12 protein-coding genes are annotated in these 14,614 nt (G+C 64.3%); 5 read left to right on the top strand and 7 right to left on the bottom strand.

Going from position 1 to position 14,614, the window contains the following annotated elements; genetic code table 11:
• Window positions 1-51: 51 nt before the first annotated feature.
• Window positions 52-540, bottom strand: coding sequence for an Rrf2 family transcriptional regulator (locus tag P7F60_RS02520; protein ID WP_277916122.1), 489 nt, complete (start codon window positions 538-540; stop codon window positions 52-54).
• 111 nt (window positions 541-651) lie between these two features.
• Here P7F60_RS02520 and P7F60_RS02515 point away from each other — a divergent pair, with 111 nt between their 5' ends.
• Window positions 652-1,026, top strand: a complete 375-nt coding sequence (locus tag P7F60_RS02515; protein ID WP_277916121.1) for a hypothetical protein — start codon at window positions 652-654, stop codon at window positions 1,024-1,026.
• Here the strand turns inward: P7F60_RS02515 and P7F60_RS02510 are convergent, their stop codons facing one another.
• The 4 genes from P7F60_RS02510 to P7F60_RS02495 form a co-directional block, all read right to left on the bottom strand.
• Window positions 1,027-1,818, bottom strand: a complete 792-nt coding sequence (locus P7F60_RS02510) for a potassium channel family protein (protein ID WP_277916120.1) — start codon at window positions 1,816-1,818, stop codon at window positions 1,027-1,029. It lies immediately after the preceding gene.
• 44 nt (window positions 1,819-1,862) lie between these two features.
• Window positions 1,863-3,056, bottom strand: a complete 1,194-nt coding sequence (locus P7F60_RS02505; RefSeq protein ID WP_277916119.1) for a hypothetical protein — start codon at window positions 3,054-3,056, stop codon at window positions 1,863-1,865.
• Window positions 3,057-3,164: 108 nt separating this feature from the next.
• Entirely contained in the window at window positions 3,165-4,607 is a 1,443-nt protein-coding gene (locus tag P7F60_RS02500) for an NAD(P)(+) transhydrogenase (Re/Si-specific) subunit beta (RefSeq protein ID WP_277916118.1), read from the bottom strand.
• 15 nt (window positions 4,608-4,622) lie between these two features.
• Window positions 4,623-6,197 carry a Re/Si-specific NAD(P)(+) transhydrogenase subunit alpha gene (locus P7F60_RS02495; protein WP_277916117.1) on the bottom strand — a complete coding sequence of 525 codons (1,575 nt, stop codon included), beginning with the start codon at window positions 6,195-6,197 and terminating at the stop codon, window positions 4,623-4,625.
• A gap of 228 nt (window positions 6,198-6,425) precedes the next feature.
• Here P7F60_RS02495 and P7F60_RS02490 point away from each other — a divergent pair, with 228 nt between their 5' ends.
• On the top strand, window positions 6,426-6,950 hold the full coding sequence (locus P7F60_RS02490) for an L-2-amino-thiazoline-4-carboxylic acid hydrolase (RefSeq protein ID WP_277916116.1): 525 nt from the start codon (window positions 6,426-6,428) through the stop codon (window positions 6,948-6,950).
• 140 nt (window positions 6,951-7,090) lie between these two features.
• Window positions 7,091-8,233, top strand: coding sequence for an HPP family protein (locus tag P7F60_RS02485; RefSeq protein ID WP_277916115.1), 1,143 nt, complete (start codon window positions 7,091-7,093; stop codon window positions 8,231-8,233).
• A gap of 19 nt (window positions 8,234-8,252) precedes the next feature.
• Here P7F60_RS02485 and rhaI read toward each other — a convergent pair whose 3' ends face one another.
• Both rhaI and P7F60_RS02475 read right to left on the bottom strand, forming a co-directional pair.
• Window positions 8,253-9,548: an L-rhamnose catabolism isomerase gene (gene rhaI / locus P7F60_RS02480; RefSeq protein WP_277916114.1), complete on the bottom strand. Its 1,296-nt coding sequence runs from the start codon at window positions 9,546-9,548 to the stop codon at window positions 8,253-8,255.
• A gap of 57 nt (window positions 9,549-9,605) precedes the next feature.
• Complete coding sequence (locus P7F60_RS02475) at window positions 9,606-11,699, bottom strand: bifunctional rhamnulose-1-phosphate aldolase/short-chain dehydrogenase (RefSeq protein ID WP_277916113.1); 2,094 nt, start codon at window positions 11,697-11,699, stop codon at window positions 9,606-9,608.
• Between the two features lie 186 nt (window positions 11,700-11,885).
• On the opposite strand from P7F60_RS02475, the gene P7F60_RS02470 reads away from it, so the two are divergent.
• Both P7F60_RS02470 and P7F60_RS02465 read left to right on the top strand, forming a co-directional pair.
• Window positions 11,886-12,689 (top strand): DeoR/GlpR family DNA-binding transcription regulator, encoded by an 804-nt coding sequence (locus P7F60_RS02470; RefSeq protein WP_277916112.1) that lies wholly within the window; start codon window positions 11,886-11,888, stop codon window positions 12,687-12,689.
• A 34-nt stretch (window positions 12,690-12,723) separates the two neighbouring features.
• Entirely contained in the window at window positions 12,724-14,094 is a 1,371-nt protein-coding gene (locus tag P7F60_RS02465; protein ID WP_277916111.1) for an FGGY-family carbohydrate kinase, read from the top strand.
• Window positions 14,095-14,614 lie beyond the last annotated feature (520 nt).

Here is a 14,614-nt window from a genome sequence, read left to right as displayed (position 1 = left end):
CGGCGTTTTTCGTCTGGCGCATTTCGGACGAAAAGCCTTCCGGAAAATGCTTTAGCCGGCGCGCTCCAGCACCCAGTCGCGGCTGGCGGCCATGATGTCGGCAGGCACGTCCTTGGCAAGGCCGGCAACGAGATCGGAAAGCTTTGCGTCCGCCAGCGTCCGCCGCCAGGCCTCGTCGGCCTGCCACATGATGCGGGCAATGCCGCAGGGCTTGTCGTCGCAGAAGCCGGCGGGGCGGCAGGGATTGTTGGCGCGGATATTGTTGCAGACGAAGGTGCGGCCCTTGCCCTCGACAGCCTCGACGATATCGAGGAAGGTGATGTCGCTGGCCGGCCGCGCCAGCCGGTAGCCGCCGCTGGGGCCGAGCGTGGTGTCGACCAGCTTCGCCTGCGACAGGCCCTGCAGCGCCTTCGACAGATATTCCTTCGGAAGGCCATGGAATTCGGCCAGCGCCTTGGTGGAGAGATAGCGTCCTTCCGGCAGCCCCGCGAGAACCGCGGCGCAATGCAGGGCCCATTCCACCTGGCTTTTCAAGTTCATGTCATCAGCCCCTTTTAAGGATATAGATTATCCTTGATTGCGGTGTTTTCAAGTCGGCTCCGCGAAAGCTTGCAATGGCAGGCTGCGCCATCCTTGCGTCCGGAGAAGCCCATGCGATTTGATGTTCAGAAAAATACAGGTTTTCAACGGCGTAACGAGGAGCGAACGCCCCCTCAGGTCTATCGGTTGCGCCAGCCGGGCCGCATCATCGTGCTCGGCGCGGGCCTGGTGCGCGCATCGAGCCGCGCCTGCACCATCGTGGAGCTGTCGCAGCGCTCGGCCTGGCTGACGACGCTGACGACGCTCGGCATTCCCGATCATGTGCTGCTGTCCATCGATGGGTTCGCCGCCAATATCGGTTGTGCGGTGGCGCATTGCGGCGACGGGCGTCTGGCGGTGAATTTTCTTGCGCCGCTGCACGAAGCGCGCCTTGCCGATATCGTCGAGGCGGCTTTTGCCGGCGGTGTGGCCCCGTCGCTGGCCTGATCAATCCCCGTCATTGGGGATGTTGAGCAGCGTGCCGCAGGCCTTGCAGTGTACGGCATCGACGTCGTGGCGCTGCAGGCCGCAGGCGGGGCAGGGGAAATGCACCTTGTTCGGCCGCACCACTGCCTGCGCCAGACGCACGAACAGCGAAATGCCGACGATCATCGTCACCACCGAGGTCAGCTTGCCGAGCGTTCCCGGCAGCGTGATGTCGCCGAAGCCGGTGGTGGTGATGGTGGCGACGGTAAAATACAGCGCGTCCACGAAGCCTTCTCCGCCCGGCCGCCCATAGAAGAAGGTGGTGTAGACGAAGCCGGTCACCATGAACAGGAAGACGAGGAAGTTTAAGCAGGCCTGCACCACGTCGCGCAGCCGCGACCAGCCGGCCCGGCGCAGCGCCGCGTGCAGCAACGGGCTGTGCGCGATCGCCCAAATGCGCATGACGCGCAGAAAGGCGAAGTTGAACAGCACATCGGGAAACAGAAGCGTCGCGAAGACGGCGATATCGATCCAGATCATCGGCCGGCGAAAGAATTCGCCAAGCGACGGCGCGGCGATCGCACGGGCAAAAAGCTCGGCGAAGATCCACACGGCGATGGCATAGTCAACGACCAGATAGGACGGCCCGGAGCGGAAATAGGGGCCGAGGATAAAGAAGGCGAGGATGCTGAGATCGACGAGCCCGAGGATCGCCTGCCAGCGCAACGCCACGGGGTCACGGCCGCGCTCGATGCGGCGGATGATCGACTTGAAGGCATCGAGGCTGTGTTTGGTCCGGCGGGGTGTCGGCATCGTCTTGTCCATGGAGAGGCAGATAGAAGCCATCCCCGGTGGCGTCAATGCGCCGGCGCAAGGGTTTCGACGGCCGCGCGCACCCAGTCGAGGCGCCCGGCCGGCACGAGCCCGTAATTGTAGAAATTGACGCCTTCCGCCCCGGCTTCGACCGCGAATTTGACGCGCGCGGCGAGAATATCGGGGCCATCGACTTCCGGGTAGAAGAGGCGCAGGCCGAGCCCGAGGAAGGCCTCCGCGCCGAGCATGATGCGGGCGTCGCGGATCGCCGCGCCGATTGCCTCCGGCTGCATGTTGTAGCAGCAGAGGACCATGCCATCCAGAAGACGGCCGACGGCGGCCAGATCGACGCCGCCGCGCCAGCCGTTCGGGCCGTCGAGCAGCACGATGCGGGTCGAGGGGCGGGCGGCGGCCTTGATTTCGCCGAGCAGGCTGGTCACCGGCTCACTGCGCCAGGCGAGGAAGGCATGGAGGTCTTCGTGGTGGCGGAAGGCGTCGATGCCAGCCTCCGGGAAATCCGCGAACTGCTTTTCGGGAAGGACGCGTTCGCAGGCCTCGGCGATGAAGCCGGCGACGCTGCGCCGCGCGCCCTCGATCGGCACGCCTGCCTGTTCCGCCCGCGCCGTGCAATGGGCGCAGAAGCACAGCGACAGCAGGAAATCGTCCTCGGCATTCAGCCCCACGCCGTCCTTTTCGTGATGATATTCATGGGCGAAGCCAAGGAAGTTGGGGCTTTCCAGTTCCAGCATGTCCGGCCGGTAATTGCCGGAGATGTCGCGCACCAGGGTGATGGCGTAGTCGCGTGCCGCCGGGCTCGACGGGCAGAGATTGTAATAGTTCGGATTGCCGAAGGCATTGCGGGTGACATGGCCGGGATGCAGCATGCCGAGCCGCGTATTGTGCAGGCAGACGGTCCAGGCGGAGACGTTCAGCCCGCCTTCACGCCGCGCGCGGATGAGGGCGTCGAGCATGTCGCCGCGCTCGGTGACGTTCTGCGCCATCAGGGGGCGGATGGTTTTGTCCTGCCACAGCGTTTCGTCCGGCCGGAAATAGACTGTGCCGTCCTCGGGAAAATAAGCTTTTTGCGTCGGGCTGCGCGGCTGCAGGAAACGGCCGGCATGGTAGGAGGCGGCGATGCTGATCGTATTGACGCCGGCTCGGCCGGAAAGCTCGGCCGAGATCGCTTCCACCCCCTGGTCCTGAACATCCCAAGGATAGGTCCACATGGAAAGATGCACGGGGTCGCTCCTCAACCGGTTTGGAGACCGGTTGACCACAGGACGTGGCGACTGTCCAGTGGCGTGCGGTCGGGCTGCGCTGCCGTTTTGACAGCACAGCCCTTTTCGTCAGTGCCCGCTTTGCAGGGCGGCGAGCAACTTGTTGATACTGTCCTTTGCGTCGCCGTAGAACATGCGGGTGTTGTCCTTGTAGAACAGCGGGTTCTCGATGCCGGAATAACCGGTGCCCTGGCCGCGCTTGGAGACGAACACCTGCTTGGCTTTCCACACTTCCAGAACCGGCATGCCGGCGATGGGCGAGTTCGGGTCTTCCTGGGCGGCCGGATTGACGATGTCGTTGGAGCCGATGACGATGACGACGTCGGTATTGGGGAAGTCGTCGTTGATCTCATCCATTTCCAGCACGATGTCGTAGGGCACCTTGGCTTCGGCGAGCAGCACGTTCATATGGCCCGGCAGGCGGCCGGCGACCGGATGGATGGCGAAGCGCACCTCCTTGCCTTCGGAGCGCAGCTTGCGGGTCAGCTCCGAGACCGGCCCTTGCGCCTGCGCCACCGCCATGCCGTAGCCCGGCACGATGATGATGCTATCGGCATCCCTGAGGGCTGCGGCGACGCCGTCGACGTCGATCGCCACCTGCTCGCCGGAGATTTCCATCGCCGGACCGGAGGTGGTGCCGAAGCCGCCGAGGATGACCGAGACGAAGGAGCGGTTCATCGCCTTGCACATGATGTAGGACAGGATCGCACCCGAGGAGCCGACCAGCGCGCCGGTAACGATCAACAGGTCGTTGCCGAGCGTGAAGCCGATGGCGGCGGCCGCCCAGCCGGAATAGCTGTTCAGCATCGATACCACCACCGGCATGTCGGCGCCACCGATGCCCATGATCAGGTGGTAGCCGATGAAGAAGGCGGCGAGCGTCATCAGAACCAGCGTCCAGGCGCCGGCGCCGTTGAAATACATCACCAGCAGGATGACCGACAGAAGCGCAGCACCTGCATTGAGCAGATGTCCGCCCGGCAGCTTCTTGGCCTTGCCGTCGACCTTGCCGGCCAGCTTGCCGAAAGCGACGACGGAGCCGGTGAAGGTGACCGCGCCGATGAAGACGCCGAGGAAGACCTCGACCTTCATGATCGCCAGTTCCACCGGCTCCTTATGGGCGAGGATCTTGGCAAAGCCAGTGAGCGTCGCGCGCGCCGCCTCGTCGAGGCCGGCGACATGCGCCGCCTCCAGATGGGCGTTAAAGCCGATGAACACAGCGGCGAGACCGACGAAGGAGTGCAGCGCCGCGACAAGCTGCGGCATTTCCGTCATCTGCACGCGGGCAGCGACGAATGCACCGAGCACGGCGCCGCCGGCGATCATCAGCAGAACGATGAACCAGTTGCCGACATCAGGCCCGAACACAGTGGCGATGACGGCAAGCCCCATGCCGACGATGCCGTACCAGACGGCGCGCTTGGCGCTTTCCTGGCCCGAGAGCCCGCCGAGCGACAGGATGAAGAGAACGGCAGCCGCGATATAGGCGGCCGATACGATACCGATGGTCATGTCAGTTCCCCCCGATCACGACTTCTGGAACATGGCGAGCATGCGCCGGGTGACGAGGAAGCCGCCGACGATGTTGATCGTGGCGATCAGCACGGAAAGCGCCGCCAGCACCACCACCAGCCAGCTGCTGGAGCCGATCTGCAGCAATGCCCCAAGGATGACGATGCCCGAGATGGCATTGGTCACCGCCATCAGTGGCGTGTGCAGCGAATGGCTGACGTTCCAGATGACCTGGAAGCCGACGAAACAGGCGAGCACGAAGACGATGAAGTGGCTCATGAAGGCCGACGGCGCATAGGCCCCGACCAGCAGCAGCAGCGCGGTGGCGATGACCAGCAGCCCGACCTGGCTCCTGGTCTGTGCCTTGAAGGCGGCGGTTTCCTTGGCCCGCTTCTCCTCCGGCGTCAGTTCCTTGACCTTTTCCTTCGGCTTCTGGGCGGCAATCGCCGCGATCTTCGGCGGCGGCGGGGGATAAGTGATCGCGCCTTCATAGGCGACCGTCGCGCCCCTGATGACGTCGTCTTCCATGTTGTGGACGATCTTGCCGTCCTTGGCCGGCGTCAGGTCGGCCAACATGTGGCGGATGTTGGTGGAATAGAGCGCCGAGGACTGCGCCGCCATGCGGCTCGGGAAATCGGTATAGCCGATAATGGTGACGCCGTTGGGCGAGACGATCTTCTGGTCCGCGACCGTCAGGTCGCAATTGCCGCCGCGCTCGGCGGCGAGATCGACGACGACAGAGCCGGTCTTCATCGCCGCGACCATGTCGGCCAGCCACAGTTTTGGCGCGTCGCGGCCAGGGATCAGCGCCGTGGTGATGACGATGTCCATCTGCGGGGCGAGTTCGCGGAATTTTTCCAGTTGCTTCTCGCGGAATTCCGGCGAAGACGGCGCGGCATAACCGCCGGTCGCCGCCCCATCCTGCACACTGCCCTTGAAGTCGAGATAGACGAATTCGGCGCCCATCGATTCGATCTGCTCGGCCACTTCCGGCCGCACGTCGAAGGCATAGGTCTGTGCGCCGAGCGAGACGGCCACGCCGGTGGCGGCAAGGCCGGCGACGCCGGCGCCGATCACCAGCACCTTGGCCGGCGGCACCTTGCCGGCGGCGGTCACCTGGCCGGTGAAGAAGCGGCCGAAATTGTTACCCGCCTCGATCACCGCGCGGTAGCCGGCAATGTTGGCCATCGACGACAGCGCATCCATCTTTTGCGCGCGGGAAATGCGCGGCACCATGTCCATGGCGATGACGTTCGCGCCCTTGTCCTTCGCCTGCTCCAGAAGAGCCGTGTTCTGCGCCGGATAGAAGAACGAAATCAGCGTTTTGCCAGAAGAAAGCCTGTCGGTCTCCTCCGTCGTCGGCGGCCGCACCTTGACGATGATATCGGCGGCCTCAAACAGCGTCCCCGCACTGTCGACCACCGTGACGCCTGCGGCGCGATAGGCGTCGTCCGAAAGACCGGCCCCAAGCCCGGCACCCGTTTCCACAAGGCACTCATGCCCGAGCTTCTGCAACGCTTGCGCAGAGTCAGGCGTCATCGCCACGCGCGACTCGTTGTCCGCGCGCTCCTTCAACGCTCCGATTTTCATCCCGTTCTCCACCCTCGCCGAACGGCTCGTCCTGAAACGGCCCTTCGGCATTTTGACGGACGGCAGTCCAACACCAAATGCAGCCGGCTAACAAGCCTTTCAATCGGGTGAAGTGTTCGGTTTCGACAAAACTTTGCCAAAAAACGGCATGGCCGCCGGCGCGCGGTCCGGCGTGCATTGCCGGGGCGGAGCTGATAAAACAGAGGCGACAAGACCAAGGAGCATGGCATGAGCACGGACGAACAGGTTTCCTCGCGCAGCGCAATGGACGGCGAAATCGGCATTCTTGCACGACGCACGATCGAGGCGGGTATCATCGCGCCGATCTACGAGGAAATGCGCGAAAGGCTGGGCGAGGAGATGGCGCAATCCATCATCGACAGCGCCATCCGCAAGGCGGCAGTCAAAGCTGGCCGGAGTTTCGCCGCCAGGACGCCGGGCGGCACCTCGCTGCGCACCTTCCAGGAATTGCAGGATCTTTGGACACAGGATGACGCGCTGGTGATCGAGGTCACCAAGGCGACCGACACGGAATTCCACTACAACGTCAAGCGCTGTCGCTACGCCGAGACCTACAAGGAGATGGGTCTCGGCAAGATCGGCCACCTGCTGTCGTGCAATCGCGATGGCGTGTTCTGTACCGGCTACGATCCACGCATCACGCTGGAACGGACCCAGACGGTGATGGAAGGCGCCAGCCATTGCGATTTCAAGTACAGTTTCGATCCGGACGCGAAACCTGCCGCCGGCTGACGGCAGGCAACAGCCCGGAAAACACGCCCGGAAAAACTCTTCGCTTTTCCGGGCGAGAACGGCGGAGTCTTTCCTTGTCTTGCCGGCATTCCAGGCAGATAAGCCACGGTGGATGACAATACGTGGCAAAGTGCAGGGCAATGAGCAATCCGGGGCATGAAAAGAGTCGACAGGCAGGCAAACTATCGGGGTTCAGGCTGTTTACGCCGATTCTCGCGGGCGCAACGCTGCGCGAGCGGCTGATCGGCTGCATCGGCGCCTTGATCGGCATCTGCCTCACCGGCCTCGTCTGCGCGCTGACCTTCGGCGCCGATGCCAGCCTGCCGCTTATCGTCGCCCCGATCGGGGCCTCCGCCGTGCTGCTGTTTGCGGTGCCGGCCAGTCCGCTGGCCCAGCCCTGGTCGATCGTCGGTGGCAATACGATTTCGGCGCTGGTGGGCGTCACCGTGGTCTATTTCGTCAAGGATCCGATGATCGCCACCGGCATTGCCGTGTCGCTGGCGATCCTCGCCATGTCGCTGACCCGCAGCCTGCATCCGCCGGGGGGTGCTGCGGCGCTGACGGCGGTGATCGGCGGCGCGGCGGTGGCGCGCGCCGGCTTCTGGTTTCCGCTGATCCCGGTCGCGGTCAATTCGGCGATGCTGGTCGCCATCGGCCTTGCCTTCCATCGCCTTGCCGGGCGGCAATATCCGCACCGGCCCGCAGCCCCTGTCAATACCCACAAGACCGACGACAAGCCGGCGACGGCGCGCGTCGGCTTCGATTCGCGCGACATCGACGCCGCGCTCGCCGGCATGAACGAAACCCTCGACATCGACCGCGCCGATCTCGACGCCCTGCTGCGCGAAGTGGAATTGCATGCGCTGATGCGCCAGCGCGGCGAAATGGCCTGCGCCGACATCATGTCGCGCGACGTGGTCACCGTACAGGCCGATGCGAGACCGGAAACGGCGCGCGCCCTGCTTTTGGATCACGACGTCCGCACCCTGCCGGTCGTCGACCCCGAAGGGCGGCTCGCCGGCACCGTGGGCCTGCGCGAACTGGCATCGGCCACGCCCGGCCATCCGCTGCCGGTCTCGCCGGCCGCGCGTGCAAAACCCGGCGACCGGGCCATCGGCCTGCTGCCGCGCCTGACCGACGGCGTCGCCCACGCCGTCGTGGTGGTCGACGAGGACGAGCGGGTGCTCGGCATCATTTCGCAGACGGATCTGCTGGCGACGCTGGCGCGCAGCCTGTCGCTGACGCCGGCTCCCGGGCTGGTGCAGGGCGGCCAGGGCATCTGACCGCCCTGCACTTTCTTTTTCAGACGATGCCGCCGCCCGAACCGGTGACGGCCGGGCGCTCTGCCGCGACGGCGGCGCGATAACCGGACGCGCGATAGGCGGCGACCGGGGCGATGGCGCCGCCGGCTTCCAGCCGCGCCATGGCGAGGATCGGCTCGACATCGGTACGGAAGGCCTGCTTCAGCGTCTGCGAGGCCATCAGCGCGTCATTGGCTTCCTGAAGGCCGGAAAGCGCCTCGCGGTCGACCAGCAGCGCCTGCGCATAGGCGCGCTGTACCTCCATGGCGCTGACCATCAGGCTTTCGATGGGATCGGTGACGTTGTGGCTCTGGTCGAGCATATGGGCGGGCTCGAAACCGGCAGCACCGCGCGTTTCCGCATCCACCAGCTCGTTGAAGACGAGGAACAGCCGGTAGGGATCGACCGAGCCGGTATCGAGATCGTCGTCGCCATATTTCGAATCGTTGAAATGGAAGCCGCCGAGCTTGCCGAACTGGATCAGGCGGGCGACGATCATCTCGATATTGGTGTTCGGCGCGTGGTGGCCGAGATCGACGAGGCAGAAGGCCTTTGGCCCCAACTCCTGCGCAATCAGGTAGTTCGTGCCCCAGTCCTGCACCACGGTCGAATAGAAGGCCGGCTCGAACATCTTGTGTTCGGTGAAGACGCGCCAGTCATCGGGCAGGCGGGCATAGATCGCCTTCATCGAGTCGAGATAACGCTCGAATGCGCGGGTGAAATTGCTCTGGCCGGGGAAGTTGGAGCCGTCGCCGATCCACACCGTCAGCGCCTTGGAACCCAAGGCGCGGCCGATCTCGATGCATTCGATATTGTGCTCGACCGCCTGCGCCCGGGTTGCCGCATCGGCATGGGAAAGCGAGCCGTATTTGTAGGAATGGGTCTGTCCCGGCTGATCCTGAAACGTGTTGGAATTCATCGCGTCGAAGCCGAGGCCGAGGCTTTCGCCATACGCCTTCAAGCCGGCGATATCGTCCACCTTGTCCCAGGGAATATGCAGCGATACGGTCGGCGTCGCCCGGGTCATCTGCTGGATGACGCCGCAATCGTCGAGCTTGTCGAAGATATGGCGCGGCTCGCCGGGGCCGGGGAAACGGGCAAAACGCGTGCCGCCGGTGCCGACCCCCCAGGAGGGCACGGCGACGCCGTAACCCGCCACCTTCGATTTCACCGCCTCGATATCGATGCCGCGCCGGGAGAGATGCTCGCCCAGCGCCGCATAATCGGCATCGAGCGCGGCGCGGCGCTTGTCGTTGACGGCCGCGATCAGCTCCGCCGGAATTTTCGTCTGTGTCATGCTTTCCTCCCAGAACCATGAACGACCCCGCGGGCCTCGCGGCCCGCAGGATCAAAATTAGCGCGTGAACGACTGCTGATTGCCGGCGTCGACGTTGATGATATTGCCGGTTGATTTCGCCGACATGTCGGAGGCGAGGAAGTAGATCGCCTCGGCGATATCCTCCGGGAAGACGCTGAGCTTCAGCATCGAGCGCTCGCGGTAGTGCGCCTCCAGGTCGTCGGTCTTGTAGGCAGCGGCGCGCTGTTCCTTCCATTCGCCGGACCAGATCTTCGAGCCGCGCAGCACGGCGTCGGGATTGACGGTGTTGACGCGGATCTGGGCGCTCGCCCCCTCCAGCGCCAGGCAGCGGGCGAGGTGGATTTCCGCCGCCTTGGCCGTGCAATAGGCCGAGGCGCCGGGGGAGGCGGCAAGCCCGTTCTTGGAGGCGACGAAGACGATATTGCCGCCGGCCTTCTGGGCGCGGAACACCCGGAAGGCCTCGCGCGCAACGAGGAAATAGCCGGTCGCGAGGATGGAGATGTTGCGGTTCCAGAGGTCGAGGCTGGTATCTTCGATGGCGGCGGAAGAGGCGAGGCCGGCATTGGAGACGAGGATATCGAGGCCGCCGAATTCGCTCAGCGTCTTCTCGAAGCTTTCGATCACCAGCGCCTCGTCGGTGACGTTCATCGCCACCGCCCGCACCACGTCCTTGCCGTAACGGCCGGCAAGCTCGGCCTCGGCGGTGTCGAGCGCCGCCCGGTCGATATCGGCGATCATCACGCAGGCGCCTTCGGAAAGCAGCCGGTGAGCCGTCGCCTTGCCGATGCCGCCGGCGCCGCCGGTGATGAAAGCGATGCGGCCGGCCAGCGGCTTGGCTTTGGGCATGCGCTGCAGCTTGGCCTCTTCGAGCAGCCAGTATTCGATGTCGAAGGCTTCCTGCTCGGCGAGACCCACATAGGTGGAGACCGAGGAGGCGCCGCGCATGACATTGATCGCATTGACATAGAACTCGCCGGAAATGCGCGCCGTCGCCTTGTCCTTGGCGAAGGTGATCATGCCGACGCCAGGCACCAGATAGACGACGGCGTTGGGATCGCGCATATCAGGGCTGTTGTCACGGCGGCAGCGCGTGTAATAGGCGGTGTAATCCTGGCGATACGCCTCAAGGGCTGCCGGCAGGCCGGCCAGCGTCGCCTCGACATCGGGCTTGGCCGGGTCGAAATCGACGACCAGCGGCCGGATTTTTGTGCGCAGGAAGTGGTCCGGGCAGCTCGTGCCGAGGGCGGCCAGCGCTTTCAGCTGCTGCGAGGAGACGAATTCGAGCACGGCGTCGCTGTCGTCGAAATGGCCGAGCTTGCGCTCGTCGGCGCTGATCAGCCCGCGAATGACCGGCATCAGTTTGCGCGCGACGGCGCGGCGTTCGGCTGCGGGCAGGGTCGGAACCTTGGCGCCGCCGAAGACATCGCCCTCGATCTCGCCTTCCAGCCAGGCAATCGCCCGGTTGATGATCTCGACGGTCGTCTCATAGGCCTCGCGGGCGGTATCGCCCCAGGTGAACAGCCCATGGCTTTCGAGGATGACTCCGCGCGCATTCGGGTTTTCTCGGCAGAATTTCTCCAGCCACAGGCCGAGTTCGAAGCCGGGGCGCTTCCAGGGCAACCAGCCGATCTCGTCGCCGAAGATCTTTTGGGTCAATTCCTTGCTGTTTTGCGAGGCGGCGATGGCGATGATCGCATCCGGGTGCATATGGTCGACATGCTTCTTCGGCACGAAGGCATGCAGCGGCGTATCGATGGAGGCGGCGCGGGGATTGAGGTTGAAGGTGCAATGCGGCAGGTAGCCGACCATCTCGTCCTCATAGGCGAGCCCGCGATAGAGGCGCTTCAACGCCTCCAGCTTCTCCATGTAGAGGGTGGCGAAACCGTCGAGCTTGATGGTGCCGACATCGCCGCCAGAGCCCTTGACCCAGAGCACCTCGACATCGCCACCCGTCAACGGGTCGCGCTCGATCACCTTGGCCGAGGTGTTGCCGCCGCCATAATTGGTGATGCGCTTGTCGGAGCCGAGAAGATTGGAGCGATAGAGCAGTCGTTCCGGCTCGCTCATGCCGGCCGCCTTCGCCTCGTCCCACAGGTTCGCCAGACGCGCGCCGTCGTTTTCCCTTGCCATGCTGACTTCCTCCCTGCCGGGCCTGCCGCCGGCGCCGATCATGGGCTCAAATCTCATGAAATTTCGGTCATTGTCAATCATGAGCGATCATGTTCAATCATGAATGCCGCCGTCATGCGGAATTTTGATTGTTTTTGATTGACAATGCGCAGAAGGAATGGAAGCTGGATCGTAATTGGAGGCATCATGCACGAAACGGAACGCCATCGCATCATCCTCTCGGCCATTCAGGGCAAGCCGATGGTGTCCGTCGCCGAACTGGTGGAACTGACCGAAAGCTCGGAGGCCACCATTCGCCGCGATATCGCCGCGCTGCATGTGCAAAAGAAGCTGCGCCGGGTGCGCGGTGGCGCCGAGGCGCTGCATCCGCCGCAATTCGTTGGGCTGGCCGGCCGGCCCTTCAGCGTCAACGAGGCGATGCATGCCCGCCAGAAGCAGGCGATTGCCCGCGAGGCAGTGGCGCTGTGCGAGGATGGCGATCCGGTCATCATCAATGGCGGCACGACCACCTTCCAGATGGTGCATTTCCTCGCCACCCGCCGCCTGCATGTCTTCACCAATTCCTTTCCGATTGCTGAGCACCTGCTCAAGCATTCGAAGAACACGATCATGCTCTCCGGCGGTGTCGTCTATCGCGAGCAGGGCGTGATCCTGTCGCCCTTCGAAAACGACGTGACCCGCAATTTTTATGCGCGGCGCATGTTCATGGGGGCGCAGGGGCTGGGGCCGCTAGGGCTGATGGAAACCGATCCGCTGCTGATCCAGGCCGAGCAGAAGCTCATCGACCAGGCCGACGAACTGGTGGTGCTGGCCGATTCCTCGAAATTCCACCAGCGTTCCAGCCTGATCCTCTGCGCCCTGCCGCGCATTTCCACCGTCATCACCGATGCCGGCATCGAGGATCGCCATGCCGCGATGCTGGAGGAGGCGGGCGTGCGCCTGATCGTCGCCAAGGCCGAGGCCGAGGCCGGCCGCGCCACGGGCGCCTGAAGCAGCACATTATCGGGAGGGGAAACCGGAACTCATGAATGCATCACGCGTCGCCGTCATCGATATCGGCAAGACCAATGCCAAGCTGGTGGTCTTCGACCTGCAGGCCGGCCGCGAGATCGCGGCGCGCACCACGCCGAACCGCGTGATCGACACGCCACCTTTTCCGCATTTCGACACCGAGGCGCTGTCTTCCTTCCTCAAATCGGCGCTCAGGGAACTGCACCGCGAACACGGTTTCGAGGCCATCTCGATCACGGCGCATGGCGCGACCATCGCCGTGCTCGATGAAACAGGCGAACTCGCCCTGCCGGTGCTGGATTACGAACATGTCGGCCCGGAAGAGACGGCCTATGCCTATCGCGCCATGCGCCCGCCCTTTGCCGAGACCGGCTCGCCGCCGCTGCCCGGCGGACTGAATGTCGGCGCGCAACTGTTCTGGCAGGCCAAGAGCTTTCCGAAACAATTCGCAAACGTCGCGACGATCCTCACCTATCCGCAATACTGGGCCTTCCGCCTGACCGGCGTGCTGGCCAACGAGATCACCTCCATCGGCTGCCATACCGACCTGTGGAACCCGTGGACGGCGGATTATTCGACGCTGGTCGACCGCATGGGCTGGCGCAGGAAAATGCCGCCGATGCGCCGCGCCGACGAAAAGCTTGGCCCCTTGCGCCCCGACATTGCCGCCGAAACCGGCCTGCCCGCCGACATGCCGGTCTATTGCGGCTTGCATGACTCCAACGCCTCGCTGCTGCCGCATCTCTGGGCGGCCGCGCCGCCCTTCTCCGTGGTCTCGACCGGAACCTGGGTGGTGATCATGGCCGTCGGCGGCCGCGCGATGGCACTGGACGACAGGCGCGATACGCTGGTCAATGTCAATGCGCTCGGCCAGCCGGTGCCCTCAGCCCGCTTCATGGGCGGCCGCGCCTTCCAGTTGCTCGCCCCGCAGGGGCTGGTGCCGGTGACGGAAGGTGAGCGCCGGCGGGTGCTGGACGGAACCATCGCCTACCTGCCGTCGCTGCCGAGCGGCTCCGGCCCGTATCCGGATCGGGAAGGGCGCTTCACCGTCGAGGAGGCGGGGCTGACGCCCGGCGAACGGCTGCTGGTCGTCTCCTGGTATCTGGCGTTGATGTCGGCCACCTGTCTCGATCTCATCGGCGCCGATGGCGGCACCATCGTCGAAGGCCCGTTTGCGGTGAATGGTGCCTATCTCGACATGTTGTCGGTCGCGACCGGTCGGCCGGTGCGCGTCAGCGAGGGATCCACCGGCACCAGCCTCGGCACCGCCGGCCTTGTGCTCGGCGACAAGGCGCATCTGGCGCCGAAGACGGCGCTGCATGGCGTGCGCGACGGAGAGGCGCTTGCCGCCTATGCCCGCGCCTGGCGCGGGATGGTGGGCTAGTTCCGGAATGAAAAAGGCGCGGGTCATGATGTCCCGCGCCTTTTTCTCTGAAATCGGCCTTGCGGAGACCGGCCTGATGCCGGTGGGTCCGTCTGCCTGTTTTGGGTCTGGCGTTGCCGCAGACTTATCAATCTAAAAGCGGTTCAGAAGATGCGCGCCGGCGCGGACTTCCGTCCCAGTTCAATATCGAGCTGCAGGAAAACGGCCGCCAGAATCAAGGTGGTGATAAGCGAAGCGCCCATGCCGAGAACAATCATTGCTCTTTCCTTGCTGACATCATTGTCATCCTGCAACTTGATGATGGCATGGTGGCCTTGCGCGGAGCTTGCGCGCCAGCTTTCCGACCGGCGGATATTGTCGAATCGGCGGGGGAATGCGATGAAACAGGCGCAAGAGGCGTGCCCGCAAAGCGCGGACTCTTAACCTTCAGGCAAGGAATGACACCTATTCCTGCAAGGGAACGTCGGAACGGCATCCCGATTTGGGGGATCGCCATGGGCATGACGCCAGTCCGCCGTAC

Origin of the sequence: Rhizobium sp. YJ-22, from assembly GCF_029601685.1 — a bacterium.
In the GTDB taxonomy this organism is placed as follows: Bacteria; Pseudomonadota; Alphaproteobacteria; order Rhizobiales; family Rhizobiaceae; genus Metarhizobium.
This window is presented reverse-complemented; position numbering and strand designations above follow the sequence as displayed.